Source organism: Streptomyces sp. 5K101 (assembly GCF_046506645.1).
GTDB lineage: Bacteria > Actinomycetota > Actinomycetes > Streptomycetales > Streptomycetaceae > Streptomyces.
Genome location: NZ_JBKFFO010000002.1, coordinates 623,890 through 647,593, shown reverse-complemented (window position 1 = coordinate 647,593; position 23,704 = coordinate 623,890). Strand labels below are relative to the sequence as shown.

Genomic DNA, 23,704 nt, shown 5'->3' with positions numbered 1-23,704 from the left:
GTGGGCACTCCTACGCGACGGTCGTCCCTTCGAGAGCAGCCCGCCCCTTCGCGCTGTCAGCCTCGGCTGAGGTGGCCACAGCCAGTCACGAGTCAGGCATTGACAACCACATTGGGAATCAGTAGAGGAACGAGCGCCCTCGGGCAGTCTCTTCGTAACGTGGATGCCGGCACGCTGATGCCGCAGGTGAGGCCGGGGAGAATGCGAGCGCGGGATCTGCCCGGCAACCGGCATGGAGTCCTCCTGCTTGGGAAGCGTCTGACTCCCCCCCACGTCCTGGTACCACGCTTCCACGCTAGGCGCGGGCACTCCGCGGCCCCGTGCCGTCGTACGCCACTTGGGTGACGGCCTTGCCGTGGTGGGGGCGAGCGATGCGACGCAACTCCATCGAGGCGGCCGCTGGCTCTACGGTGGTCGAAAAGGGGCCCTGGCCGGGCCTGTGCTGCAAGGGAGGCCGCCATGGAGGAGCAGTTCGTCTGGGTCACCACGCGCCGCCTTCAGCCGGGCGCCCTGGAGAACTTCGAGAGGGCGTGGCGCCCGGACGCCTCCCCGCAGGGGATGCGGCGCGCTTTCGCGTACTGGTCCGAGGACGGGCAGGAGATCACCGGGGTGTCGTTCTGGGACTCCAAGGGGGCGTGTGACTCCTGGCGGGCCTCCGAGGCGGAGGCGCGGCGGCGTGCGGCCATGGCCCCGTACGTCGTCGAGGAGCGGGAGGGCTTCTATCGCGGCCGGGAACTCGTCATCCCGCACGGGTAGCCGAGGGCGGGCCGGGGCCGTCTGCCGCCGCTCGCCATCGTGTTCGCATCAGTGCTCGTACAGGCCCACGAGCGTACTGTCGGCCAGTTCACGCTCCTCCAACGTTTCACGGACCTGCTCGGCGCTGGGCGTGTCGGGCAGCACGCATGGCTGGGCCAGCGCGTAGAGGTGGAAGACGTAGCGGTGCGGATGATCCCCGGGCGGGGGGTTGCGTCCGCTCCAGCCGCGGCGGCCGAAGCCGTTGACGAGTGCCGTGCCGCCTGGCGGGGTCCGGCCCGCCGCCACGCCCTGGCTATGAGGGTCGATGCCGACCACGGTCCAGTGGACGACACTGCCCGTGGGCGCGTCGACGTCCTCGCACAGCAGCACCAGTTCCGCCGTCTCGTCCGGCACACCGGACCAGGCCAGCGGTGGTGACACGTTCCCCGCGTCCTCGGTGTATCGGGGCGGAAGACGGTGATGGTCTTCGAAGACGGGGCTTTGCAGCTTCAGGGCAGTCATGCGTGGCCCCTGGGGCCGGGGCGGCTGGGGGTGGTCGGCAGGCCGATGTAGTGCCGCGCGGCCGGTGCTGCCGGCGAACAGGCTGGTGGCCAGCTCATCGTCGAGACAGTCGCGGATCTTTGCGGCCACACTGCCCTGCACGGGCCTGGGAGGCCACTTCGATCACCGCGCGGGCGTGGTGGACCGCCTTAGGAAAGCTCTTCGCCTCCCGCTGGGCGATCCGCTCAAAGAACTCGTGTCCGCTCATGTGTACCCCGGTGGCGGGGACGTCCGGCGCTTTGTCGACGCGCCGCAGATGTTCCCCGATCTCGTACGGCAGCTGGGCGGCAAGTTTTTCCGCCAGGCCGGCGGGGATACGCTCGGCGAGCGTTCCCAGCGTCGCGCGGGTCGCCCTTTCCGCAGCGCCACGACTGTCCAGCCGCGCCCGCGCCTGCACCTGACCGATGAACTCCTCGTGACGCAATTCCCTCACCCCCTGCCGGGTCAATGGAAGCCCCGCTCGCCGGGTAACCAGAGGCGCATCCTGGCAATCAGTCAGGTGTCCAGGAGGAGAAGCCACAGCTCGACAGGCGCCGACCTGACCACCCCCCTCGCACCCACCGTTGCCGCGGCTTGGTTGCCGCCCTGCTGCAAGGGGACTCGGTGAAGTGAAGAAAGTCGACAGCCTTTGGCGCAGGGATGACAGCACGGTTTGCCTTATGGCTGCCCGCTTGCGGGAGGAGCAGCGATGGCGCTGCAGGAATTCCTGGCCGCCGTGCGCGCACAGGGCGGATACAGCGACGCCGCAGAGACGCTGACTGTCACCGAGGCGGTGCTCTCTACCCTCGGTGAACGCCTTCAGCCGGCTGCGGCGAACCATCTGGCCGATCAGCTCCCGATCGAGCTCGCCGAGGTTCTCATGGACCCGGCTGACGACCTCCCCGGCACCACTTGGGGTGTCCGGGAGTTCGTACGGCGGGTGGCCGAGGCCTCCGGGGATGACGAGGAAACCGCGCGTGCTCACGCCGCAGCGGTCCTCTCCGTACTGGCGAAGACGATCTCCGGGGGAGAGGTGAACAAGCTCATCAGCGCGCTCCCGGCCGGCTACGCCGAACTCTTCGGCCACGCCGAACTGGCCTGACAGGCGTGTGGAGCCCAGCGCGATCACGTAAAGTCACTCTCGTGACAGTGGGTGATGGAACGTACGCCTTCGGGCCGCCGGCCAGCCGTCTTACGCTCAGTACCAGCCGCGCCGGGCTCGGTCGCAGGGCAGGGCACGACCTCGTGATCGAGGCGATGCGTTGGGCCGGGAACGCTGTTGTCGTCACCGCCGACCCCAAGAGGTCGCAGGTGACCGTCACGGTCGAGGCCGGGTCGCTGACCGTCCGGGAGGGGACCGGTGGTCTCAAATCCCTCACCGACGCCGACCGGGCCGAGATCAAGCGGACGCTTGAGAGTGAACAGTTGCTGCACACCGCGCAGCACCCGACCATCACCTTCCGCTCCACCGGCATCACCGGCACACCCGACGACTTCGAGATCACCGGCGACCTCACCATCAAGGGCCTGACCCGTCCGGTCACCGTGCACGGCGGCAGCGACGGCGACGGCCAGGTGTGCGGCTGGGCCACGGTCAGCCAGTCCACCTGGGGGATCAAGCCGTACACCGCCTTCCTGGGCGCGCTGAAGGTGGCCGACGACGTCCGGATCGAGTACGCGGTGACGGATCTGCAACCTCTGCCCGCGCCGGCGCAAGGCGCTGGGTAGGAAGCCAGGTCCGATGCCGCGGCTCAGTGGGGCTGCGCATCCTGCTGCGTGCCGCTCCGATGCTCCGGCCGTCGTGGGCCGTCGCCGGTGAGACGGGTACCGATGTCCGCCCCCTGGCAGATGGCCCGCATGGCGCCGTCGGCTGTGGCGTTGAAGACGTGCATCGGCAGGCCGTACTCCTCCGCCAGGACCAGTGCGGTTGCGTCCATCACCGCAAGGCGCAGGTTGATGGCCTGGTCGTAGGGGAGCCTGCTGTACCGCTTGGCATCGGGATGGGTGCGTGGGTCGGCGTCGAACACTCCGTCCACTCCGTGCTTGGCCACCAGCAGGACCTCGGCGCCCAGTTCCAGTGCGCGTTGTACGGCGGCGTGGTCGGTGCTCGCGTAGGGCAGTCCGATGCCTCCTCCCAGGAGGACGATCCTCTCGTATCGCAGGTGGCGGTCCGCACGCTGGCGCACGTACGGCTCGGCGACGGGGTGCATGGGGATGGCCGTCATGACCCGCACGTCGGGTCCGCCGTGGGCACGGAGCGCGCCGCGCAGGAGCAGAGCGTTCATGACCGTCCCCAGCATGCCCAGGTCGTCGGCTTCGGCCCGGTCGATGCCCCAGACGTGGGCTGACCGGCCCCGGGCATAGTTGCCCCCACCGATGACGGCGGCGATCTGTGTCCCGCTCCGGTGCACGGCCAGGATCTCCTCTGCCAGGTGCGCCAGGCTGTCCGGATCCGTGCCCCACTCCTCGGGTCCCGCGAAGGCGCGTCCGCTGATCTTGGCGACCGCACGTGTGTAACGGACCATGTCACAGCCTCTCGTCGATCCGACTGCCGTATCCGTCGTCGCAGGCACTGCGGGGCCGGTGGCGTGGCTAACGCCACTCGCCCTCCGTCAGCGGCTGGATGGGGTGCTTCTCGCGCGGCATGTGCAGGCGGCGGAAGATCTCGCCCGACTCGGCGTCCTCGGCCTCCGCGTCGAGCCGGACGTCCAGCTCCTCCTCGACGTCGCGGGGCGGCACCGATCAGCACGAACTCGATGCCCTCCTGGTCGAGCAGCTCGGGATCGGCACTCGTGAACCGTCGCCCTTCGAATCGTTCCTGCTTCCGTTTCGGCAGGTCTGCCTGCTGCTGCGGGGCCAGACCTGCCCCCGCCGGCGCGCCGGCCAGGGGGTTCTTGATCGCGAGGATGTAGCTCGCTTCGGCCTCTATGGTCAGCTCCTGCTGGACGGCGCCCGGTTGCTCGGGCAGCTCGAGTTCGTAGGTGAGATGCATGTGGTTGCCGTGCCGGACGATCGCGTAACGGCCCTCGCCCGCTGGCCGCGCCTCGGGTTGCGTCCGCTTGCCTCGTGTTCGTGTGTCGTAGGCTCGCCGCTCCAGTTCCTCTGCGACGGCTTCCGGCTGGTCGGCGACCTCGTCGATGAAGCCCCAGAACCGCTCGTGTTCCTCCGCCCGCGGCAAGTGCTTGCGCCCGATGACGAGACGGCGGCTGCGGTTGCCGTCGGCGGGTTGCAGGATCACGAAGAGGCGCTGGACTTCTTCGATGCCGTGAACCTGTTCCCGCTCGACGCGGGGCCGGTACGCGAAGTAGATGTCGCCGCGTTCGATGACGTCGTTCGCCATGGTCCCTCGCCACCCCTCGCACGCCGATGGCCGGCGAGTACCCGTTCTCGCGAGACCGATCGCCGGGCCGGTCGTCAGGGGCAAGACCTCGGCAATCCGTTTGCTTGATCGGCTACACAACGTGGGACGCAGCCGTCGGCTTTCGTGGCTGCCGAGTCCCTCCGGACAGGGTGCTCACCGAGCCGTCACGGCTCGCCAGCGCGAGGTCGGGCGGTTGCGGGCGCCCTATCGAGCCGTGGCCTCCTTTCCTGCTCGCCGCCGCGTGTCGGTGGTCAGTTTCATTTCCCCACTCGCGGCCATGTAACGGGGGAGTCAAGTGGCCGCGAATCGTCACAGAGAGTCATGGGCCCGGGAGGGTGCCGCGTGGTAGCTGTCCGAAGCCCTGGCGGATCCCGCTCAAGCCCCCTCTTGGCGGGTGCGTAGGACCGGTGCAGCATGATGAGCCTGTGGACTTCGAGCCTTACAGGGGTGAGTTGGCGGCGTTCTGCTACCGGATGCTGGGTTCGGTGCACGAGGCCGAGGATCTGTTGCAGGAGACGCTGCTGCGTGCCTGGAAGGCCCGTGACCGGTACGACCCGGCGCGCGCGTCGGTGCGGACCTGGCTGTACCGGATCGCGACCAATGTGTGCCTGACCGCGCTGGAGGGACGCGGGCGGCGTCCGCTGCCGTCCGGGCTGGGGGTGCCGAGCGACGATCCCGAGGCGCCGCTGACGGCGGCGCTCGACGTGCCCTGGCTGGAACCGTTCCCGGACGCGCGGTTCGATGTGGAGGTGCGGGCCGATCTGCGGCTCGCGTGGGTGGCGGCGGTGCAGGTCCTGCCGGCGCGGCAGCGGGCGGTGCTGGTGCTGCGCGAGGTGCTGGCGTTCACCGCCGCCGAGGTCGCCGAGCAGTTGGGGACCACGGTCGCGGCGGTCAACAGCGCGCTGCAGCGCGCCCATGCCGCCCTCGCCGACGTGGGCGATGCCGGTGCGGTCGGCGAGCCGGACGATCCCGAGGTGCGGGCGGTCATCCAGCGGTACATGCGGGCGTTCGAGGCAGCGGACGTACCCGCGCTGGTGCGGCTGCTGGCCGACGACGCGGTGCTGGAGATGCCTCCGGTGCCGCTGTGGTACCGGGGCAGCCGGGACTACGGCCGGTTCCTGGAGCGGGTGTTCCGGATGCGTGGCACGGGCTGGGCCATGCGGGAGCTCACCGCAGGCGGGCAGCCCGCGCTCGCCGCGTACGCGCCGGAGCCCGGCGGCGGGCACCGTCTGCACACCCTGCAGGTCTTCACCGTCACCGACGGCCGCATCGCGCACAACGTCGTATTCGCCGATCCGCGCGTCTTCGACGCCTTCGAGCTGGCGGGCGAGATTCCCGCAGGCGAGTTCCGCAGGGAGCGATGAGTCGGGGCGGTGCGGCCGGTACGTACCGGTGAGTACCGAACCGGAGGGAGTCTCATCGTGAGCGTCATCGTCATCGAGTTCATCACCCTGGACGGGATCGTGTCCGACCCGGACGGGTCCGCCGACACACCGCTGGGCGGCTGGGCATTCCGGCACGGCCCGGAGGCGGTCGCCGGTGACAAGTTCCGGCTCGGCCCCACGCTGGACGAGGGGGTACTGCTGCTCGGGCGCGCCACCTGGCAGCTGTTCTCGCGGCTCTGGCCGGGCCGCAACGACAAGTTCGCCGCACGGATGAACGCCGTCCCGAAGCTGATCGCCTCCCGCACCCTGACCCACGCCGACACGTCCGTGTGGGCGAACTCCCAGCTCCTCGACGGCGACCTGGTCGACGCCGTCAAGCGCGAGCGGCGGGACGTGATCATCACCGGGAGCCTGAGCATCGTGGACCGGCTGATGGCCGCCGACATGATCGACGAGTACCGGCTGCTGACCTTCCCCACCGTCCTCGGCACCGGCCGCCGGCTCTTCCCCACCGACGGCCCCCGCGCCGAGCTGGAGTGCGTGGCCGCCGAGCAGACCGGTGGCGCCGTCCTCACTCGCTATCGGAGGGCCGCCCGATGACCGCCCGTTTCATCGCCCTGTACGAGACACCCGCCGATCCCGCGGCATTCGACCGGCACTACCACGACGTCCACATCCCGCTCGCACGCCGCCTCCCGGGGCTGCGCCGCTACACGCTCGGCCACGACCTGGTCGCCATCCGCGGCGGCCTCCCGTACTACCTGGTCGCCGAGCTGGAGTGGGACTCGATGGACGAGCTGCACGCCGCGTTCGCTTCATCCGAGGGACGCGCCACCGCCGCCGATGCGGCGCACCTGCAGGAACCCGCCCCGGTCCGCAGCGTGATCTTCGCTGTGGACGAGAGTGTGCTCTAGGCGATCTCTGCAGTACGCGCAACGCGAAGAGACCCGCTCGCCCGAGCGTTGCGAAGCGGTCGGCTACCGACGCTCGGGCTAGTGGCGCGACTCATGGGCTGACAGGGCCGACCGTTGCTTCGAACGGCACTCAGACCCGCGTGGCCGATCGCGCACGGCGTGCCCCCGCCGTTACGACTACTCACAGTGAAATCGCAACTGGCCGTACGTGGGGAATTCCGACTGGCCGCCGTCAGCCGCGATTGCCGAGAGCCTCCCTGGCTACTCGGTGACGCTGCAAAGCCCTGCGGTGGGAGGCCCCATAAGGGCGACCGCATCGTGCATGTGGACCAGAGCAAGGAGCCCATCTTGTGAAGCTGCATTTTCTCGACGCCCTGTATGCCAGGCCCGGCCCGTACGCCTCCGTCTATGTGGACACCTCCCGGGATGTCGACGACCCGGACAGGGCGATCGAGCTGCGCAGGCGCCACACCCGCTCGGATCTGATCGCGCTCGGCGCCGACCCGGCCACCGCCGCGGCCTCCGCCGATGCCGTCGGCACCGACGCCGACCTGCCCGGCCGCCACGGCCAGGCCCTGTTCGCCACCCACGGCGAGCTCGTCCTCACCGAGGAGCTGACCCAACCTCCGCCCGTGGACAAGACGCAATACGGCCGGCTTCCCGACGCCATGCCCCTCGCCCTGCAGCATGGCCCCGACATCCCCTACGTCGCCGTCGTCCTCACCCGCGTCGAACCGAAGGACAGCGACACCGCCCCCGAAGACCTGCTGGTGAAGCTGCAGACCGGTCGCTGGCCGAGCAACGCGGTCGCCCCGCGAGCCCTGACCTCCCTGCGCGTACCGGTCCACGGCTGGCACCAGGAGGCCGAGCGGCTCGCTGACGAGCTGGCCCACTTGATCGACCTCGGCCACGCCGACACTCTCGTGGCCTGCGGCGACACCTGGGCCCGAGGCGTCCTGGTCAACCGCCTGCCCGCCCCGCTGCGCAACCGCGTGGTCGCCGTCCCCGGCGACGGGCAGGACATCGAGCCCGGCCGGGCCCTGCTGGAGCCCCAGCTCGCCGATCTCTTCCGCGGCCGCCTCTCCGCCCACGACCGCGACCGGCTGGACAGCTTCGCCGCCCAGCGCGCCCGCCGTCCCGCCAGTGAGGGCCTGCCCGCCACCGTCGCCGCCTTGCAACGCGGCCAGGCCGACGCTCTCGTGGTCAACCAACCCGCCGAGAAGTGGCCTCCGATCTGGATCGGCGCTGACCCCGAGCAGGTCGCGCTCTCCGCCGCCGACCTGGAAACCTTCGGCGCCACCGGCTACGAGGAGCAGCCCGCCGACGCCGCCCTGCTGTACGCCGCCGTCGCCACCGGTGCCGAACTGATCGTCGTCCCCCGCAAGGAGACGCCTCTGGAGGACGGCATCGGCGTACTCCTGCGCTACTGACGGCACCGTTCGCCGGTGTGGCGGCGGCACCGCGGGGTACAGCGGGGAGGTGGATCTCGGGCTCCCGGCAGCCCCGAACGCCGTAGGTCATCCCCCGAAGCACCGCAGGAGACACGATGATCATCCACGAACCCCTGGTCGAAACGGTCGCCGCCCAGGCACGGCTGGCCGATACCGACGAGGCCGCGCGGGTCGTGAAGGTTACGATCGCCGCACTCGCCCACCAGCTGGAGATGCCGCCGCGGCAGCGGTTGCGGCAGGAATTGCCGGGGCCGGAGCGCGACGCCGCGCTGGTCATCGTTCCGCCTGCCGGAGGTGGCGCGAGGGAGCTGGCAATCGAGATCGGCCACAACCTGGAAACCCCGCCCGAGCGGGCCCGCTACCTGGCGCAAACCGTGCTCTCCGAGATCTCCGAGGCCGATCCGGACCTGGCCCACGAGCTACGAGACGGGCTTCCGAGCGACTGCACATCGCTGTTCCGGGCTCCCGAGCCGTACCCCGAACGCATGTACGCCACTGCCGAGGCCCCGGCCCCGCTCACTGCCGGTGAACTCGACGCCGAGCTGCGCCGCCGCCCGCAATGGAGCGGGACCCTCCAGCACCTGACCCGCACCGTCGGCCTTCCCGCCGACCGCATCGCGCCGCTGCTCAACCCAGTCGACAGGGACTGCCGAGACCTCAATCACCGCTGCGACCATGAACAGACCGGTGGCGGCATCACCTTCGTCCTGCGCACCCGATCCGTCGACGCCGTCACTGCCCTTGACCTGGAGCTCGCCGACCGCATCGACGCCGCCGTCAGCGCGGTCGGATCCGGAGGCCGCCCAGGCTGACGAAACGAACCGACCAGGCAGCCGCGGCAGGTGGAAAACCAGTCGCGGACCGAACGACGCCCGGCCAACGGGTGCGCTCACCGTCCAGCGCAGGTGAAGCTCCTGTTCGGACTGCCGGGCAGGTCAGCTGCTGGTACAGAGCCGGTCGCCGTCACATCATCTGGCGGTCGGGTCGCGGACCGTCGCTCAGGCGTGGTCGACCAGTTCAGCCCGGCCCTTCTGTCGTGCGCAGTGGGCGCAGCAGTAGAACTCCCCGTCCGCCTGCAGGCCATGGCCCAGAATCCTGCAGCTGCAGTTGTCGCAGATGGGGGCCATGCGCTGGGCCGCGCACTCCAGGCTGTCGAAGATGTGGACCGCACCGGCGGCTCGCACCTCGAAGGCCAGCTCGTAGTCATTGCCGCAGACTTCGCATACCGCCATGGAAGATCACTCCATCCGTTTTCCGGAAAAGCGGGACCGAAGTCTCGCCGGACCACCATGAGCCTTTCGCCCGTCGCGCGGACTGCGCAAGCGTCGCGAGGCCATGCGTGTGACCGGACTGACCGTGTTGCCGGGGCCTGTGACGACCGTCCAGCCGGAGTGAGCCACCTGTGGCTACGGGCTTCACTGTAAGAGCCATCGGTCTCTGTCTTCACTGCTCTTCCATCGTCAGGACGCGCCTGGACGAATGGACGAATCGGGTTCAGGAGCACAATGGGAACAGATGGGGATGAGCGCATGTACGACAACACTCTGGCGTTGGAGAACGCTGCGGCTGCTGTGGACGCGCGGGGCGTCGTGGCGGCGTGGAGCCGAGGTGCCCGTCTGCTTCTCGGATACGAGCCGGGCGAGGTGATTGGGCGTCCGGCGTCGGATCTTCTTGCCGCTCGCCTTCCGGAGCAGGTCTGGCGGAGCCTCTCGCAGCAGGAGGCATGGACCGGACGGATCGTCCTGCGTGACCGGGACGGCCACCGGGTGGAGGCCGATGTACGGGCTTACCCCTTGGTGGGCGCCGATGATCACGTGGAGTGGTTCATTCACGCAGCACGGCAGGAGCACGACGGTGCGGACCTGGCCCTGCAGCGCCGCCTGCTGCAGTATCACCGGCCCGCGCAGCCGGCGGTGGAGATGGCGATGCGCTACCTGCCGGCAGACCCGCACGCCGGTGTGGGTGGCGACTGGTTCGATGTCATCCCCTTGTCCGGCGCCCGTGTGGCTCTGGTCGTCGGCGATGTCGTCGGCCATGGCATCAACGCCTCGGCGACCATGGGCCAGCTTCGCAGCGCAATGCGCACCCTGGCCGATGTCGATCTTCCTCCCGATGAACTCCTGACCCAGCTCGACGACCTCATCCTCGAGGAGATCGAAGAGGGCATCGAGTCCTCGGGGGAGGTCGGCGCGACATGTCTGTACGTGGTCTACGACCCGGTGTCCCGCCATTGCGCCCTGGCCAGCGCCGGCCACCCCGCCCCGGCCGCCGTCATGCCGGACGGCTCCGTGGACTTCCTCCCCGTGCTCCCGGGCCCGCCTCTGGGGGTGGGCGGCCTGCCCTTCGAGGCCACCGACGTACGCCTGCCCGAAGGCAGTGTCCTCGTGCTGTACACGGACGGACTGGTTGAGACCCGCGAGCGCGACATCGACACCAGTATGCGGGAACTCCTGCACGTCCTGGCCGGCCCCAACCCGTCGCTGGAAGCTACCTGCGACAACCTCATCACGACTCTCCTGCCCGAGCACCCGGACGACGACGTCGCCCTGCTCGTCGCCCGCACCCACGCCCTGGGCCCCGCACACGTGGCCACCTGGGACCTGCCCGCGGCGCCCGTCATCGTCGCCGACGCGCGCCGACGGACCGCCCACCAGCTCACCACCTGGGGCATGCAGGACGCCGTCCCGACCACCGAGCTCATCGTCAGCGAGCTGGTCACCAACGCCATCCGGCACGCCCAGGCCCCCATCCAGCTGCGGCTCATCCGCAACACTTCTCTGATCTGCGAGGTCTCCGACGCCAGCAGCACCGCCCCGCACCCGCGCCGCGCCCGCGTCATGGACGAGGGCGGTCGTGGCCTGTTCCTGGTCGGCCAGGTCGCCGAGCGCTGGGGCACCCGTCACACACCGACAGGAAAGACCATCTGGGCGGAGCAGCCCCGACCGCTGCCTCGCCCGCGGCCCCGGCGCCTGCCGGCCGGGAGACCACGGCCAGCGGGTCACGTGGTGGGCCCACGCGAAGACGACCATGAGCATCCCGAGCGGCCGACCGGCGGGTTCCGCCCGGTCTACCGAGCGCATGGCCAGAATCCGATCATGGCGGAGCCGTAACCGAATCGCCCGGCAAGGGAGCACGGACCCACCGGTGCCGACTGGAGGACGGGGCCCGCGTGGCATCGGCCCCTACCCCAGGGTCTGCGCCGTGGTATCGCCTGCTGCGCGGAGCTGATGCGTGACATCGACGACGCCGTCGACGCTCTCGGACAGGCGCACCACGACGGGGATCAGGCCGCTCTGCGGCACGGTGCCGGTGAGCGTCACTCGTCCCTCGGCGACCTGGACGGTGACCGTGCCGGGGTCCAGGCCGAGGGTGCGGGTGAGAACCTCCGTCATGATCTCCTCGCGGATCGTGGGGTCTCGCCGCAAGAAGACGTGCAGTAGGTCACCGCGGCTGACGATGCCCACCAGATGTCCGGCGTCGTCCACGACGGGCAGCCGTTTGACGTGGTGGCGTGCCATGGCACGGGCTGCCTCCACGACCGACCACTGCGGTCGCGCCGTGACGGCCGGGCTGCTCATCAACCCTTCGGCGGTCAGCGCGTGGGCCTTGGCGCTTTCCTCGGGCAGCAGGTGCGCTGCGGCCAGGTGCCCGCCCGGATCCGCCTGACTCTCCCGTTTGCGCAGCAGGTCCGCCTCCGACACCACTCCGACCGGGCGGGCTTGGTCGTCGACGACGGGTACCGCCGTGATGTCGTGCTCCGCCAGGTGCTGGACGATGTCCTTGAAGCCTGTGTCCGGCCGTACGCTCACGACCGCCGTGGTCATGAGGTCGCCGACTGTTCGATGCAGCATGAACCTCCCACCCTCCTGTGGCGCCCGCGGCACAGGTCCCACCGTCCAGAGGACCGCGGGCTACTGGTCGTGCGCATAGGGGACGGTGATGACCGGGCAGGGTGCGTCGTGCAGTACGCCCTGGCTGACGGAGCCCAGCAGCATGCCGGTGAAGCCGCCGTGACCGCGGGTGCCCACGACCAGGCCGAGGGCGTCTTCGGATACCTGGGTGAGGACCTGTACCGGGTGGCCTCTTACGACCTCCTGGTGCAGTTCCACCTCCGGATGCGCGGCGGCACGCACCGTGACCGTCTCCGACAGCAGCCGGCGGCACTCCTCGACGGTCGCCTCCTCGTCCAGGACTCCGAGCCGCGGAGGGTGCCAGACGTACACAGCTCGCAGGGCCGCGCCGCGCAACGCGGCCTCCTCGAGGGCGAAGTCGACGGCGCCGGCGGACTGAGGGCTGCCGTCGACCCCGACCACGAAGTACGGCTGCGGCTGCGCGCTGTTTTCCGGCTGCGGTACGACCACCACGGGGCACGGCGCGTGGGCGATGAGCGGCAGAGCGACGGCGGTGGAGGCGAACAGTTCCTGGACGGCACTCAGGTGCCAGGAACCGAGCACGACCTGAGTGGCGTTCTGCGCCTGCTCGCGCAGTACCCACGCCGGGTGCCCCTCCGCCAGCAGCCCGGACACCCGCACCTGCGGATGCCGGGACTCGACGAAGATGACCGCCTCCTTGAGCACGTGATTCCCCGTCGCGTGCAGCGCCTCGTTCCATTCCTCCCAGGACGGCCGCCCGCCCACCGGCCGGTAACCGGGGGTCGGCACGTTCTGGGCGAGGACCAGCAGCAGGGGCAGGCGGCGCCGGTGCGCCTCGTCGGCGGCCCAGGCGAGCGCCGTGCGCCTGCCTGGATCGGGGTCGATGCCGGCCACGATCGGTTTACGTCCCTCTGCATGCGTCACGTCGACTCCCGGTGGTCTCTTCGACCGGCACGTCAACACCCATACCGGCCGGTGCAGGCGCCGGCCACAGCAGCCGACTTCGTCTCCTCCGGCGTGCCGCCGCTCCTAACAGGCCCCGGGAGAGCAGGAGTTCGTGGGCGAGTACCCGAATTGCCTTGGCAAGGGTCGCGACCTGCGCTTCCAGCCGGATCAACCGGGCCTCCGGCCCGGGCACGGCATCGGCTTCAGGGGAAGAGTTCTGCGTCATGTCGTGCTCCCTTACGTGACGGGCCCCGCGTCCCGTCAGGGCGTCGCCATGCTGGTACCTACCGCGTGCGGAGAGTTCAGGCAGCTGGCTGGGGGAGGAGTGCGCGGATGTCGTGCGGAAGTTGCTCCAGCCCCGTTGCCGGGCGAGACGTCGGTCACCGGTCCGCGGGCGTCGTCTGCCTCCACGATGATGGCGTCGCCGGTTTCCCGTTCCGGCATCAGCCGCGCCACTTCGGTGAGCGGCGTTCGCTCGGCCGGCGTCACGGGATCCTGCGTCATGATCTCCCGGACGTGCTGAGCCATGATCTCCTCCACATGCCATCCGGGACGGCCCCTGGCCGCACCTGCGAGTACCCGGTACGGGACCCCCCAAGCGCACCGGGCGTCACACACCCACGGGCCACGTCTGCTCTTCCAGGCGCTCCGCGGACAACGGGTGCAGCGGAGTGATGGCGTGGGTGCGGTCGAGATGGCAGAAGGCGTCGTAGCGTTGGGCCAGCACGGTGGGCACGTAATTGCCCACGCGCTCGAACTGCGGCCGGTAGACCACGCCGATCGCGCGGTGACCGCGCTCCTGGCGGAACCACTCGCCCAGGCCGGTGGTCGGCGGCCGCTGGAACTGCACGTGCGGAAAGACGAACAGCGCCCGCCCACCTGGCAGCGCGCGGTGCAGCAGGGCCTCCAAACTGCCGGCGTGTGCGGGCGGGACCCCCATGATCCGGGGCACGTCTCCCACTCGTCCGCGGCGATGACGGTGCCGGAGTGCGATCCGAAGCCGACCAGCACCACGCCCTCGCCGATGTGGCGTTCGCGTACCAGCTGGCCGATGTTGATCTCACCGATGCCGGCCATGTCCGTGGCGCGTGCGTCCCCGATGTGGGTGTTGTGCGCCCACACCACGGCCTTGGCGTCCGGACCGTGGTGTTGCATCAGCCGGTCCAGTGTGTCGGCCATGTGGTGGTCGCGGATGTTCCAGGACTCCGGCCCGCTGTCGAGCATGGCCCGGTAGTACTGCTCGGCGCCAGCCAGCACCTCCGCGTTCTGCCGCACGGCGAACTCGGCGAGCGAGCCGTCCGGCACCGCCGTCCGTGAGGCCCGCTCCCGCAGCTCCCTCAGCAGGGAGATCACCTGAGCCTCGCAGCCCTCGGGCAGGTAGCGGGTGGCCAGGGCGTACGACTGCGGGTTCTGGGCTTACGGTTCGAAGCAGCGGTAGACCTCCAGGGCGTGCTCCACCTGGTCGGGGTAGTGCTCCCGCAGATGGTCCAGCACCGCGTGCAGTGACTCCCACATGCTGTAGACGTCCAGCCCGAAGAAGCCGACGCGCCGCCCCGGTGGCAGCCCTTCGTTGTGGCGGCGCAGCCACCGGGTGAAGGCGGCCACGTCGGTGTCGGCCCACATCCAGGTCGGCCAGCGCCGGAAGCCCGCCAGCACCTCCTGTGGGTCTTCGGGGGCGCCCGGCGCGGCGACCACCGCGCAGTGCACGGCCTGGCAGTCCGGCCAGTCGCCCTCCACCGCGACGAAGGAGAAGCCTTGCTACTCGATCAGTCGGCGCGTCAGGACGTCACGGACCTGGTAGTAGTCGGCGGTGCCGTGGGACGCCTCGCCCAGCAGCACGTAGCGGGCGTCGCCGATACGCTCCAGCAGCGGGTCCAGCCACACCTGATCGGTCAGTGGCAGTGCCTGGCTCTGGATGCGGGCCTGCTCGGTGTCGGGCACGACGCGTTCCCCTTCCGCAGGGTCCAATATCGGGTCCCCGCGGTGTCATCACCTGAAACGGAAGAAGCGAGGAGCTGGCCGTAGACGCGGCCGTGAGAGGCTTCCGGTGCGCTCCCACTCGGCACCGGACTCGCGAATGTCGTGTCGAGGGCAAAGCAGCTGTGAGACACCCTCGCTAACCCACGGGCACCACGGCGACCGGGCAGCTCGCGTGGTGCAGTACGGCGTGCACCACCGTGCCCAGGCGGAGCCCGAACCTGCCTGCGGGCGGATGCCGCGGCAGCACCAGCAGGCCGGCCCCGGCGGACGCCTCCACCAGCACGGCCGCGGGCGAGCCGACGACCAACGCGGTGTCCACGTGCACCTGCGGATACTCGGCGATGGGCCGGGCCGCGTGGTTCAGCACCCGCGCATGAACCTGCCGTTCAGTGTCCACAGCATCCACCTGCGGCACCACCGAGCCCGCATGGGTGAGAGGCGTCCAGGCATGGATCAGACGCACGGTGGCCCGTAGCAGGTCCGCCTCGGCGAGGGCGAACCGCACGGCCTCCTCGTCCCGCTCATCGCGCACGCCGACCATGATGCCGCCGTCGGCTGCCCCGTTCTCCGTCTTCTTCGTGTGCCCGCGTACGACGACGACCGGGCAGGCGGCGTGGGCGGCCACTTTCAGGCTCACCGACCCCAGCAGCAGCCCGGCGAAGCCGCCCCGCCCACGAGTCCCGACCACGAGCATGTCGGCGTTCTCGGCCGAGGTCAGGAGGGCCTCGGCTGGGTGGTCCTGGGCGAGGACGGTGTCGATACGCAGACCCGGATGGGCGGTGGCGAGCCGGGCCCGGGCGTCGTCCAGCACACCGGCGGCCGCGTCCAGGATCAGCTGATCTGCATCCTGCTCGGCTCCGGTGATGCCATGGACGGCGTGGACGACCCTCAGTGTGCTGCCGTGCAGCTCAGCTTCAGCCGCGGCCCAGTCCGCGGCGAGCCAGCTGTGCGCAGTGTCGTCGAGGCCGACGAGCACCGTGCCGGTGCGATCGTCATACATCACTGTGCCTCCCCGCTCCCTGGGTGGTTTCACGCGGTTCCGGCGGCTTCCGGGCTGGCGGTACCGGTCGAGACTGGCGTCTCCGGGTACCCGACCGCTTCCCCGGTACACCGCGGCGTCCCGGGCTCGGTGTTCGTGGTGATCCTCTACGTTGTCGACACTGGGGCCACCGTTTACCGATGATTGCTGCGGCTTATCGGTGGAACCCGAAATGACGGCTTTGTTTGGAAGCCGCGCAGCTGAGGAGCGGCTGAGCAGCGAAGGGTAGGTAAGACTCCACAAGAGGGAGATGGATGCGATGCCTGTACGGGTGATGGCCAGGCACGAGGTGCGGCGCCTGGCCGAGGCGGGGGCGCAGCTGGTGGAGGTGCTGCCCCGTGAGGAGTACGAGGACATGCATCTGCCGGGTGCCGTGCATTTGTGGCTGCGGGATCTGGACCGTGAGGCGGCAAGGCGGCTGGACCGGGCCAGGCCGGTGGTCGTGTACTGCTGGGACTGGATGTGCGACATGAGCCCGCGGGCTGCGGCCCGGCTCGAGCAGCTCGGCTTCCGCGAGGTCTACGACTACGTGCCGGGTAAGGCCGACTGGCTGGCAGCCGGATGGCCCGCCGAGGGCCGCTCCGCCGCTGCACTGTCGGCGGGGGACGTGGCGCAGCGCGAGGTACTCACCTGCCGGGCCGACCAGCCGGTGGATGGCGTACTGGCACGGATGCGGGATGCGGGGCAGACGGTGTGCGTCGTGGTGGACGACGAGCGGGTGGTCACCGGGCTGCTGCGCCGCCGTACGGCCGAAGCCCATGTCGTCGCGACGGTGGCAGAGGTGATGCGTCCGGGACCGGCGACCGTACGGGCCCACGAGCCTTTGGGCCCGCTGCTGGAGCGGATGGCGAAGGCACGCGTGGAGACCATTGTCGTCACCGACCCGGAGGGGCGCCTGCTGGGCCTGGTGGACCGCACATCCGGTGAGCAAGCCGTCAAGGCAGGCCACACCGTCGCCGCCTGAGTACCGCGTGTGCACCCTGTTCCCACCGGTCCCCGTTCGGCCCCCCTCCCGAACTGCCACGCCAGGAGGTAGGCATGCCTCACGTGCACCGAAGCCGATCACAAAGGAGAGGCGGACCGGCGGCCGCACGGGAACCTGCGCCGCGATCACGTTCCGGCTTCATCGGCCGCCGCTGGGAGCGTACGGGCACCGAGCCTGTCACGGCCCGTAGTGCTTTGGGGCTGCGGTTGTTGCTGTCTGCCTGCTTCATGCCGCTCTTCGTGGCCGCAGCGGTGCTGTTCGCCATATGGTCAACGCGCTCCAAGCCGGGCAGTACTCCGACGTCCTCAGAATTGGCGCTTCTGGCCGGACTGTGTGCCGTACTCGCCGTACTCGCCGCGGTGGACCTGACCGTCATCCTCCGTCGCCGGCGGAGGGAACGTCCTCCTCGCCGCAGTGCCCGGTGACCGTCCGGTCGACGCGGCCTTCCGCAGGACGTGCAGACGCAACCGTGCCCCATGATTCCTCCCTGGCGAGCGGAGTGCGTGAGGCTGTTCCTGGTAGGGGAACGCGGCGGGAAGGCCCGCAGGAGCATCGGATGCCAGGGCTCTCGGGTGGGAGGAAGGAGATGACGGTGATGATCTCAGAGATGGTTCACGTCCCCGCCGAAAGCGCGATCCTCGCGGGCGATCTCGTGACGCCCGACGGGGCGCGGGCGGTGGTGCTGTTCGCGCACGGCAGCGGGAGTTCCCGGCACAGCCCACGCAACCGTATGGTCGCCGGGGAACTGCGCACCGCCGGGCTGGGCACGCTGCTGATCGACCTGCTCACCGAGCGGGAGGAGCGGCACGACGTACGGACGGCCGAGCACCGCTTCGACATCCCGCTGCTGGGGCGCCGCCTGGTCGCCGCCATCGACTGGCTGGGCGAACAGGCCGAGACGAAGGACCTGCCCGTGGCCGTGTTCGGCGCCAGCACCGGGGCCGCGGCAGCCCTGCAGCCTGGATGTTTTCCGCGCTCTGCCACTGCCAAGTGCTGGCGCGAACAACAGCAATGGTGCTGCGGATCCCCGGTTTCGGTAACCGGGGATGTCCTGCTATGTTCCGCGCCACCAACCCCGTGCTCCGTGATCCTGCGGACGTTGTACGAATCGCACGCGCGAGAGCCGATCCCGGAGCGGGTGGGAGGTGTGGTTGCCTCTGGGGCGAGCCGGCGCGTGGCTGCCAGAGTCCGGCGGAGTAGGCCAGACGCTGCCCAGGGCCTGGGCAAGGTCTGATCCATTGGCCTCCCATCGGTCGACAGCGAGGCGGATCAGCTGTGCCATCGGCACAGCCAATGGCGCGACAGTTGAGCCAGTAGCCGGAGGTGCTTATTCTTGCCCTATCCATGTACTTGCGGCGCCGCGTAGCGCCGGACGGCGACGAGGCCGGTCCGCACCGCGGTGCCTTCGTCGTGCCTGCTTGTTGTCCGCCACCCAGGACGACTGTGGGCAGGACGCGTACCACCGCAAGGGGGGCGGCTCACCGCCGTGAAGAGGATGTTCTTGGCTCCTGACCCAGGGGGCTTGAGGCTGCGGAACGCGACCCGCGCTGTCATCGGTGTCGCAGCTGCCGTCGCCGTTTCCGAACTGTGCGGGCTATCGCTCACGGCATCGATCGCCGGAGGGCTCGCGGCACTGCTTGCCCTCTTCACGGTCACCGATGCGACCGTCCGTGACCAGCGGATCACCACCGCCCTGCTTCCCATCACCGGATTCCCCGTGCTGGCGCTTGCCACCACACTGCACGGCATCACCCCGGCTCGTGACGCCGCGTTCCTGGCCGTCGTCTTCTGTGGGGTCTATGCCCGCCGCTGGGGCCCGCGGGGCCACGCGCTCGGGATCTTCGCGTTCATGAACTTCTTCATCACGCAGTTCCTGCACGCGGTTCCCGCTCAGCTGCCCGAGCTGTACACCGCTGTGGGCCTTGCCCTCTTCGCGGCCGGCGCCACGCGCTTCGTGTTCTGGCCCATCGAGCGCCACACCCCACCCGCGGCTGCCCCGCCGGCCCTGCCGGGCAGCGGATTGGCGCGGCCCACCACCCGGCAAGCCTTCCAGGCCACCGCGGCCTCGGCTCTCGCGCTTACGGTCGGGCAACTGCTCTCCGAAGAGCGCTGGTACTGGGCCGTCGGTACTGCTTGGTGGATCTTCGTCAACACGGCTTCTCGCGGCGAAACCCTGGTCCGCGGTTTCCGCCGGGTCCTCGGAACTGTCATCGGTATCGCCGTCGGCCTGCTGGTCGCCATCCCGCTGCATGGCGCGCCCGCGCCGACGGCCGCCCTGGTTGCCGCCTGCGTCTTCGGAATCTTCTACACCGCCGCCGTCTCGTATTCCTGGATGATGCTGGCAGTGACCGTTATGGTCAGCCTGCTCTACGGCCTGCTGGGCGTGCTGGACCCCAGCCTGCTCGGGCTCCGTCTCGCAGAGACTGGTGTGGGCGCATTGTGTGCCGCGTTGGCCGTGGCCCTCGTCCTACCGGTCACCACACACGCCACGAACGATGCCTGGATCCAGCGGGCACTGCACTGCGTGCACGCTGCCACGGCGGAGGCGACCGCTCGCCTCGCTGGAGACCCGAAGCGTGACCCTGCCCCGCACGCCGCCGAACTGGAACTGCTGCTCGGCCGCGTACGGATGGCACTCGCCCCATTGATGCACCCCCTGGCTCCCTTCCGTGCTCGGAAAGCCCGTGCCCGCCACGTCATTGAGCTGCTCGACGACTGCGCACGCGAAGTGCGGGGTCTGGTGTCCGTTGCTGCCGATCCTGTCGCGTCGCACGACGCCCGTCTGGCCGCTGCATGCTGGCGCGTCCAGGCAGCGGTGGAAGCACTCACTGCCGGGGACCTGGGGCGCAGGCGAGTGGCGTCCGCTGCCGGCGAGATACCTCAGCAGGACGAGACGGAGCCGGCCCTCGTGCATCTGCGCGGCTTGGAGAAGGCTCTGTCGGAGTTGGCGATGCCGCTTGGGTCGTCTCAGCGTCCTCCGCTTGTCCGTTCCTGAACGGGAGGAAGAGTGTCGACCTACGGTCCGGCGCTCTCTGCCGGACGGCTCATAGCCGCTCGTTGAGGATCTTGGCAGCTCTTGTGATGGAGCCTGGCACCAGGTGCCGGTAGATCCGGTAGGTGACCTCGATTGATTTGTGTCCCATCCACTCGGCGACATCAGTGATGGGAATGCCCTGGGTAAGACAGTTCGATGCGAAGTAGTGGCGGAGGGAGTACATCGTGTACTTGACCTCTACGCCCGCCCGTTCGAGACATCTGTCCCATCGCCACCGCAGGGTCTGTTTCCCGTAGAAGTAATGCTGCATGTGCTGGTTCCCAGAGCCATTTCCCTTGACAAGCAGGTATCCGTTCTCATCGGTACCGTGGACTGTTGCGGACAGTGGTCATGGCCCGGAGAATCCCCGATTTCCGTAACCGGGGATCACGTGCTATGCGTGACCGCTCGCCTGCACACAGACCTGTTGCGAGTCGGAATGCTGCCCATGCGAGCTGTCGGCTCAGGCGAGGATGCTTCAGGCCTAGGAGCTGGTTGTCAGAGGGTGTGCCACCGCAGCGAGGCCAACCGTCAGCAGCGGGGATGGGGTCGTCGAGATACGCCACGGCTTCGCTACGTCACGGATGGCGCACCGGCCTTCAAGTGCGATCGGGGTGGCGACGACTCCCGCCATCGGCGCACAACACGCTGATGCTGACTCTTTGCTGACCTCCTCTCGGTCGGCAGCCCCCTGACCTGCGAGAACCGCTGCACCAAACCATTCATGATGTTCTTCGTGACCGTCATGGCCGGGCTGCTCTACGGGCTGCTCGGCGTGTCCACCCGGGTCTGCTGCTCCTGCGCCTGGCGGAGACCGCCGTCGGCGCGCTGGGCGCGGTGCTCGCCGTCGCGCTGGTCCTGCCCGTCACCACCCATGCCGCGACTGACGCCTGGATCCGGCGTGCGGTGCGGTGCGTGCACGACTGCACGACCACGGCCGCACGGCGTCTCGCCGGCGACGAGGCGGCCGACCCCGCGCCGCTCGCCGCGGAGCTGGAGCTCCTGCTCGGCCGCGTACGCCTCTCGCTCGCCCCGCTGGTCCACCCGCTCAGCCCGCTGCACGCCCGCAAGGCCCGCGCGCGCCGGGTCATCGAACTGCTCGACGTGTGCGCCCGCGAGGTCCGCGGGCTGGCCGCCGTCGCCGCTGATCCGCAGGCGTCGCACGACGCCCGGCTCGCGGCCGCCTGCGGCCGCGTCGAGGCAGCCGTCCACGCACTCGTACCGGCGCGGCCCGCCCACCCGTCCGTCGCGACCGAGGTCGTGCACGTCCCGCCGCACCACCCGGGGGCCGAGGCCGCGCTCAGTCACCTCCACGGCCTCGAACGCGCGCTCGCGGACCTCGCCCAGCCCGTACGCACCTCCCCGCGCGCCCCGCTCGTGCCGGCGTGACCGGCCGGCGCCGTCGCCACCGCCGGCGATCCCTCTTGGTCTAGACCTGCTGCTACCGTCGGGGCCGCGCACCCGTGCACGGCCCGTGGACGGTCCACCGGCGACCCACGGGGCGGGGAGGGGACTGCGGTGGGTGACACACGCGCGGTGCGGGCGTTCATCGGATCGTTCACCTCGGCGGGCGGACGGGGGGTCGTCGCCCCCTCGGTGGATCCCGGCACCGGTGCCCTGACGGCCACCGCCGCCACCCGCGCGGTGGCCGACCCCTCCTACCTCGCCGCGGCGGACTCGGTCCTGTACGCCGTGTCCGAGACGGCCGACGGCGCGGTCGCCGCCTTCGACATCGCCGGCGGCACGCTGCGCCCGATCGGCGGACCGGTATCCGTCGGCGGCCACAGCCCGACGCACCTCGCCGTCACCCGGAGCCGGCTGCTGACCGCCCACTACGGCTCCGGCAGCGTCAGCGTGCTGCCGCTCGGCCCGGGCGGGGCCCCGGGCCCGGTCGCGCCTGGAGCCGACGCTGACCGCGTGCCGCTGGGACGACAGCACCGGGACGCTGGAGCCGGGCACCGCGATCCGTGTCCTGCCGGACGGCGTGGCAGGACCGGCGTACCCCTCGGCAGTCGTCGTCGCGCCCGACGGCAGGCGGGTGTGGGCCGCGATCCGGGGCCACGACGCCATCGCGGTGCTGGAGCTGGACGAGACCTTCGAGAAGGCGGAGCTCGTGACCACGGTCCCGTGCGGCGGCCACTGGCCCCGCGACCTCGCCCTCGATCCCTCCGGTCGCAGGCTCTACGCGGCGAACGAGCGTTCCGGGGACGTCACTTGGTTCTGCGTCGACGAGGCGACGGGCATCCCGCACCGCGCCGGGTCGCTGCGGGTCCCGGCCGCGTCCTGCGTCGTCTTCGCCTGACCGGTTCCGGCGCACGGCGATCGCCCGGGCGCATGGTTCGGGCACACGGGGATTCGGCCGGGCGCACGGTTCGGGCACACGGGGATTCGGCCGGGCGCACGGTTCCGGCGCACGAGGCCGGCCGGGCGCACGGCTCCGGTGCACGGCGATCGGCCGCGCGCACGCGAAGGGTCCGGGCCGGTCGACATGTCGCCCGGCACGGACCCTTCGTCATCGACGCCCGACGGGGCGTCAGCGCAGCTGAGTCCCCTGCGGCTGGGCGATGCCCAGGGCGGTCGCGTACTGCGACAGCACCAGCTTGCCGATGGCCGGGTAAGCGCCGAGGGCCTCGGAGGCGGCGCAGCCGGCCTCCTTCACGGCGGCGTCGAGCAGCCCCTCCGGCAGCTCAGGACCCACCAGGTACGGCGCAAGCGCCAGCTGGACGGAGCCCGAACCCCGCAGCTCCTCCGCGACCGCGGCCACCGAGCCCGGCTCGTCGAGCGCCGCGGCCATCACCGGCACGGCCAGGCGTGCCGCCAGGAGCATGCCGGTGATACCGGCGGCCTGCACGGCCTCCTCGCCGCCCACCGTGGCGAGGATGATGCCGTCGGCCGCGGTCGCCACCGTGAACAGCCGCGCCCGGTCGGCACGTGCCATACCGGCCTCGGAGAGCCGGACGTGCACGGCCTCGGCGAGCAGCGGGTGCGGACCGAGGACATCGGTCAGCTCCACCGTGACCCGGCTGTCCATCAGGGCCTCGCGGATCCGGCGCATGAGCGCGTTGTCCGGGCCCGCCAGCAGCGGGACGACGACGGCGGCAGGGCCCTCGGGCTCGGCGACCTCGCGGCCGGCGGCCTTGGCGATCTCGTACCGCTCGGTGCGGACGGCCGCGGTGCGGGCGAGAACCGACACCAGTGTCGGGTACTCCTCGTCGTCGCCGTCGATGTAACCGATGGCGACCTCGAGGCCGGGCAGCTCGGACCGGGCGATGCTGATGACCTCTTCGGCCAGGCTGCGCGTCGTGGGCGCGGGGGCACCGGGCACGGCGAGAACGAGCGCGGGCGCGCCCTCGGGAGCGGCCACGGGCTCCGGGCGGCGGTGTCGCCCGGTCTGTCGGGGGCGTGGCATTCGTACAGGCAGGCCGGGTGCAGGCCCAGTGGGGGAGCTCATGGCGCCGCATGC

The 23,704-nt window shown here is 70.4% G+C and carries 25 protein-coding genes and 4 pseudogenes; 16 read left to right on the top strand and 13 right to left on the bottom strand.

The window, feature by feature from the left end; genetic code table 11:
- Nucleotides 1-459 precede the first annotated feature (459 nt).
- On the top strand, nt 460-756 hold the full coding sequence (locus ACLB9X_RS05840; protein WP_410359128.1) for a hypothetical protein: 297 nt from the start codon (nt 460-462) through the stop codon (nt 754-756).
- A gap of 48 nt (nt 757-804) precedes the next feature.
- On the opposite strand, the gene ACLB9X_RS05835 is transcribed toward ACLB9X_RS05840, so the two are convergent.
- Together ACLB9X_RS05835 and ACLB9X_RS05830 are read right to left on the bottom strand one after the other, a co-directional pair.
- The gene (locus ACLB9X_RS05835; protein WP_410359127.1) at nt 805-1,257 is read right to left on the bottom strand and encodes a YbhB/YbcL family Raf kinase inhibitor-like protein; all 453 of its coding nucleotides are present in this window, start codon (nt 1,255-1,257) and stop codon (nt 805-807) included.
- Nucleotides 1,258-1,351: 94 nt separating this feature from the next.
- A complete protein-coding gene (locus ACLB9X_RS05830) occupies nt 1,352-1,720 on the bottom strand; it encodes a DUF2267 domain-containing protein (protein WP_410359126.1) in 369 nt (122 codons plus the stop codon).
- A gap of 264 nt (nt 1,721-1,984) precedes the next feature.
- Between ACLB9X_RS05830 and ACLB9X_RS05825 the strand changes: the two genes are divergently transcribed.
- Nucleotides 1,985-2,377, top strand: a complete 393-nt coding sequence (locus tag ACLB9X_RS05825; RefSeq protein ID WP_410359125.1) for a DUF2267 domain-containing protein — start codon at nt 1,985-1,987, stop codon at nt 2,375-2,377.
- Nucleotides 2,378-2,532: 155 nt separating this feature from the next.
- The gene (locus ACLB9X_RS05820; RefSeq protein WP_410359124.1) at nt 2,533-3,003 is read left to right on the top strand and encodes a YceI family protein; all 471 of its coding nucleotides are present in this window, start codon (nt 2,533-2,535) and stop codon (nt 3,001-3,003) included.
- A 23-nt stretch (nt 3,004-3,026) separates the two neighbouring features.
- Here ACLB9X_RS05820 and ACLB9X_RS05815 read toward each other — a convergent pair whose 3' ends face one another.
- Nucleotides 3,027-3,800 carry a uridine monophosphate kinase gene (locus ACLB9X_RS05815; RefSeq protein ID WP_410359123.1) on the bottom strand — a complete coding sequence of 258 codons (774 nt, stop codon included), beginning with the start codon at nt 3,798-3,800 and terminating at the stop codon, nt 3,027-3,029.
- A gap of 67 nt (nt 3,801-3,867) precedes the next feature.
- Nucleotides 3,868-4,014, bottom strand: coding sequence for a hypothetical protein (locus ACLB9X_RS05810; RefSeq protein ID WP_410359122.1), 147 nt, complete (start codon nt 4,012-4,014; stop codon nt 3,868-3,870).
- Between the two features lie 247 nt (nt 4,015-4,261).
- Between ACLB9X_RS05810 and ACLB9X_RS05805 the strand changes: the two genes are divergently transcribed.
- The 6 genes from ACLB9X_RS05805 to ACLB9X_RS05780 all read left to right on the top strand — a co-directional run bounded on the left by ACLB9X_RS05805 (nt 4,262) and on the right by ACLB9X_RS05780 (nt 9,198).
- Nucleotides 4,262-4,723: a hypothetical protein gene (locus tag ACLB9X_RS05805; RefSeq protein ID WP_410359121.1), complete on the top strand. Its 462-nt coding sequence runs from the start codon at nt 4,262-4,264 to the stop codon at nt 4,721-4,723.
- Nucleotides 4,724-5,061: 338 nt separating this feature from the next.
- Entirely contained in the window at nt 5,062-6,000 is a 939-nt protein-coding gene (locus tag ACLB9X_RS05800; RefSeq protein ID WP_410359120.1) for a sigma-70 family RNA polymerase sigma factor, read from the top strand.
- Nucleotides 6,001-6,057: 57 nt separating this feature from the next.
- Nucleotides 6,058-6,621: a dihydrofolate reductase family protein gene (locus ACLB9X_RS05795; RefSeq protein WP_410359119.1), complete on the top strand. Its 564-nt coding sequence runs from the start codon at nt 6,058-6,060 to the stop codon at nt 6,619-6,621.
- Nucleotides 6,618-6,935 carry an EthD family reductase gene (locus tag ACLB9X_RS05790; protein WP_410359118.1) on the top strand — a complete coding sequence of 106 codons (318 nt, stop codon included), beginning with the start codon at nt 6,618-6,620 and terminating at the stop codon, nt 6,933-6,935. The genes ACLB9X_RS05795 and ACLB9X_RS05790 overlap by 4 nt, the downstream gene beginning before the upstream one ends.
- A 350-nt stretch (nt 6,936-7,285) precedes the next feature.
- Nucleotides 7,286-8,365, top strand: coding sequence for a hypothetical protein (locus ACLB9X_RS05785; RefSeq protein WP_410359117.1), 1,080 nt, complete (start codon nt 7,286-7,288; stop codon nt 8,363-8,365).
- A gap of 116 nt (nt 8,366-8,481) precedes the next feature.
- Entirely contained in the window at nt 8,482-9,198 is a 717-nt protein-coding gene (locus ACLB9X_RS05780; RefSeq protein ID WP_410359116.1) for a DUF2267 domain-containing protein, read from the top strand.
- A gap of 186 nt (nt 9,199-9,384) precedes the next feature.
- On the opposite strand, the gene ACLB9X_RS05775 is transcribed toward ACLB9X_RS05780, so the two are convergent.
- Nucleotides 9,385-9,618, bottom strand: a complete 234-nt coding sequence (locus ACLB9X_RS05775) for a hypothetical protein (protein WP_186285628.1) — start codon at nt 9,616-9,618, stop codon at nt 9,385-9,387.
- Nucleotides 9,619-9,891: 273 nt separating this feature from the next.
- Between ACLB9X_RS05775 and ACLB9X_RS05770 the strand changes: the two are divergent.
- Nucleotides 9,892-11,331 (top strand): annotated as a pseudogene (locus ACLB9X_RS05770) (SpoIIE family protein phosphatase); the annotation flags it as partial.
- A gap of 237 nt (nt 11,332-11,568) precedes the next feature.
- On the opposite strand, the gene ACLB9X_RS05765 reads toward ACLB9X_RS05770, so the two are convergent.
- The 6 genes and pseudogenes from ACLB9X_RS05765 to ACLB9X_RS05740 form a co-directional block, all read right to left on the bottom strand.
- Complete coding sequence (locus ACLB9X_RS05765) at nt 11,569-12,237, bottom strand: CBS domain-containing protein (RefSeq protein ID WP_410359115.1); 669 nt, start codon at nt 12,235-12,237, stop codon at nt 11,569-11,571.
- Nucleotides 12,238-12,297: 60 nt separating this feature from the next.
- Nucleotides 12,298-13,182 carry a universal stress protein gene (locus ACLB9X_RS05760; RefSeq protein ID WP_410359114.1) on the bottom strand — a complete coding sequence of 295 codons (885 nt, stop codon included), beginning with the start codon at nt 13,180-13,182 and terminating at the stop codon, nt 12,298-12,300.
- Between the two features lie 282 nt (nt 13,183-13,464).
- On the bottom strand, nt 13,465-13,731 hold the full coding sequence (locus ACLB9X_RS05755) for a hypothetical protein (RefSeq protein ID WP_410359113.1): 267 nt from the start codon (nt 13,729-13,731) through the stop codon (nt 13,465-13,467).
- Between the two features lie 82 nt (nt 13,732-13,813).
- Nucleotides 13,814-14,910: pseudogene (locus ACLB9X_RS05750) on the bottom strand (erythromycin esterase family protein).
- Nucleotides 14,911-14,961: 51 nt separating this feature from the next.
- A complete protein-coding gene (locus ACLB9X_RS05745; RefSeq protein WP_410359112.1) occupies nt 14,962-15,144 on the bottom strand; it encodes a hypothetical protein in 183 nt (60 codons plus the stop codon).
- Between the two features lie 175 nt (nt 15,145-15,319).
- A complete protein-coding gene (locus ACLB9X_RS05740) occupies nt 15,320-16,183 on the bottom strand; it encodes a universal stress protein (protein WP_410359111.1) in 864 nt (287 codons plus the stop codon).
- Between the two features lie 298 nt (nt 16,184-16,481).
- Here ACLB9X_RS05740 and ACLB9X_RS05735 point away from each other — a divergent pair, with 298 nt between their 5' ends.
- The 4 genes from ACLB9X_RS05735 to ACLB9X_RS05720 all read left to right on the top strand — a co-directional run bounded on the left by ACLB9X_RS05735 (nt 16,482) and on the right by ACLB9X_RS05720 (nt 20,202).
- Nucleotides 16,482-17,186, top strand: coding sequence for a rhodanese-like domain-containing protein (locus tag ACLB9X_RS05735; protein ID WP_410359110.1), 705 nt, complete (start codon nt 16,482-16,484; stop codon nt 17,184-17,186).
- Nucleotides 17,187-17,260: 74 nt separating this feature from the next.
- Nucleotides 17,261-17,632, top strand: a complete 372-nt coding sequence (locus ACLB9X_RS05730) for a DUF6343 family protein (protein WP_410359109.1) — start codon at nt 17,261-17,263, stop codon at nt 17,630-17,632.
- A gap of 170 nt (nt 17,633-17,802) precedes the next feature.
- Nucleotides 17,803-18,441 (top strand): dienelactone hydrolase family protein, encoded by a 639-nt coding sequence (locus ACLB9X_RS05725; protein WP_410359155.1) that lies wholly within the window; start codon nt 17,803-17,805, stop codon nt 18,439-18,441.
- Nucleotides 18,442-18,702: 261 nt separating this feature from the next.
- Nucleotides 18,703-20,202 carry an FUSC family protein gene (locus ACLB9X_RS05720; protein WP_410359154.1) on the top strand — a complete coding sequence of 500 codons (1,500 nt, stop codon included), beginning with the start codon at nt 18,703-18,705 and terminating at the stop codon, nt 20,200-20,202.
- Nucleotides 20,203-20,251: 49 nt separating this feature from the next.
- Here the strand turns inward: ACLB9X_RS05720 and ACLB9X_RS05715 are convergent, their stop codons facing one another.
- Nucleotides 20,252-20,512, bottom strand: a complete 261-nt coding sequence (locus ACLB9X_RS05715; protein WP_410359108.1) for a tyrosine-type recombinase/integrase — start codon at nt 20,510-20,512, stop codon at nt 20,252-20,254.
- A 450-nt stretch (nt 20,513-20,962) separates the two neighbouring features.
- Here ACLB9X_RS05715 and ACLB9X_RS05710 point away from each other — a divergent pair.
- Nucleotides 20,963-21,630: pseudogene (locus ACLB9X_RS05710) on the top strand (FUSC family protein); the annotation flags it as partial.
- 129 nt (nt 21,631-21,759) lie between these two features.
- Nucleotides 21,760-22,543, top strand: a pseudogene (locus tag ACLB9X_RS05705) (lactonase family protein).
- Nucleotides 22,544-22,774: 231 nt separating this feature from the next.
- Here ACLB9X_RS05705 and ACLB9X_RS05700 read toward each other — a convergent pair.
- The gene (locus ACLB9X_RS05700; RefSeq protein WP_410359107.1) at nt 22,775-23,692 is read right to left on the bottom strand and encodes a sirohydrochlorin chelatase; all 918 of its coding nucleotides are present in this window, start codon (nt 23,690-23,692) and stop codon (nt 22,775-22,777) included.
- Between the last annotated feature and the right edge of the window lie 12 nt (nt 23,693-23,704).

What these genes read in the sequence shown, in the direction of transcription:
- ACLB9X_RS05840 (WP_410359128.1), top strand. Translation starts at nt 460, where the DNA reads ATGGAGGAGCAGTTCGTCTGGGTCACCACGCGCCGCCTTCAGCCGGGC.
- ACLB9X_RS05835 (WP_410359127.1), bottom strand. Translation starts at nt 1,257, where the DNA reads ATGACTGCCCTGAAGCTGCAAAGCCCCGTCTTCGAAGACCATCACCGT.
- ACLB9X_RS05825 (WP_410359125.1), top strand. Translation starts at nt 1,985, where the DNA reads ATGGCGCTGCAGGAATTCCTGGCCGCCGTGCGCGCACAGGGCGGATAC.
- ACLB9X_RS05820 (WP_410359124.1), top strand. Translation starts at nt 2,533, where the DNA reads ATGCGTTGGGCCGGGAACGCTGTTGTCGTCACCGCCGACCCCAAGAGG.
- ACLB9X_RS05815 (WP_410359123.1), bottom strand. Translation starts at nt 3,800, where the DNA reads ATGGTCCGTTACACACGTGCGGTCGCCAAGATCAGCGGACGCGCCTTC.
- ACLB9X_RS05805 (WP_410359121.1), top strand. Translation starts at nt 4,262, where the DNA reads ATGCATGTGGTTGCCGTGCCGGACGATCGCGTAACGGCCCTCGCCCGC.
- ACLB9X_RS05790 (WP_410359118.1), top strand. Translation starts at nt 6,618, where the DNA reads ATGACCGCCCGTTTCATCGCCCTGTACGAGACACCCGCCGATCCCGCG.
- ACLB9X_RS05780 (WP_410359116.1), top strand. Translation starts at nt 8,482, where the DNA reads ATGATCATCCACGAACCCCTGGTCGAAACGGTCGCCGCCCAGGCACGG.
- ACLB9X_RS05775 (WP_186285628.1), bottom strand. Translation starts at nt 9,618, where the DNA reads ATGGCGGTATGCGAAGTCTGCGGCAATGACTACGAGCTGGCCTTCGAG.
- ACLB9X_RS05765 (WP_410359115.1), bottom strand. Translation starts at nt 12,237, where the DNA reads ATGCTGCATCGAACAGTCGGCGACCTCATGACCACGGCGGTCGTGAGC.
- ACLB9X_RS05755 (WP_410359113.1), bottom strand. Translation starts at nt 13,731, where the DNA reads ATGGCTCAGCACGTCCGGGAGATCATGACGCAGGATCCCGTGACGCCG.
- ACLB9X_RS05740 (WP_410359111.1), bottom strand. Translation starts at nt 16,183, where the DNA reads ATGTATGACGATCGCACCGGCACGGTGCTCGTCGGCCTCGACGACACT.
- ACLB9X_RS05735 (WP_410359110.1), top strand. Translation starts at nt 16,482, where the DNA reads ATGCCTGTACGGGTGATGGCCAGGCACGAGGTGCGGCGCCTGGCCGAG.
- ACLB9X_RS05730 (WP_410359109.1), top strand. Translation starts at nt 17,261, where the DNA reads ATGCCTCACGTGCACCGAAGCCGATCACAAAGGAGAGGCGGACCGGCG.
- ACLB9X_RS05725 (WP_410359155.1), top strand. Translation starts at nt 17,803, where the DNA reads ATGATCTCAGAGATGGTTCACGTCCCCGCCGAAAGCGCGATCCTCGCG.
- ACLB9X_RS05720 (WP_410359154.1), top strand. Translation starts at nt 18,703, where the DNA reads ATGTTCTTGGCTCCTGACCCAGGGGGCTTGAGGCTGCGGAACGCGACC.
- ACLB9X_RS05715 (WP_410359108.1), bottom strand. Translation starts at nt 20,512, where the DNA reads ATGCAGCATTACTTCTACGGGAAACAGACCCTGCGGTGGCGATGGGAC.
- ACLB9X_RS05700 (WP_410359107.1), bottom strand. Translation starts at nt 23,692, where the DNA reads ATGAGCTCCCCCACTGGGCCTGCACCCGGCCTGCCTGTACGAATGCCA.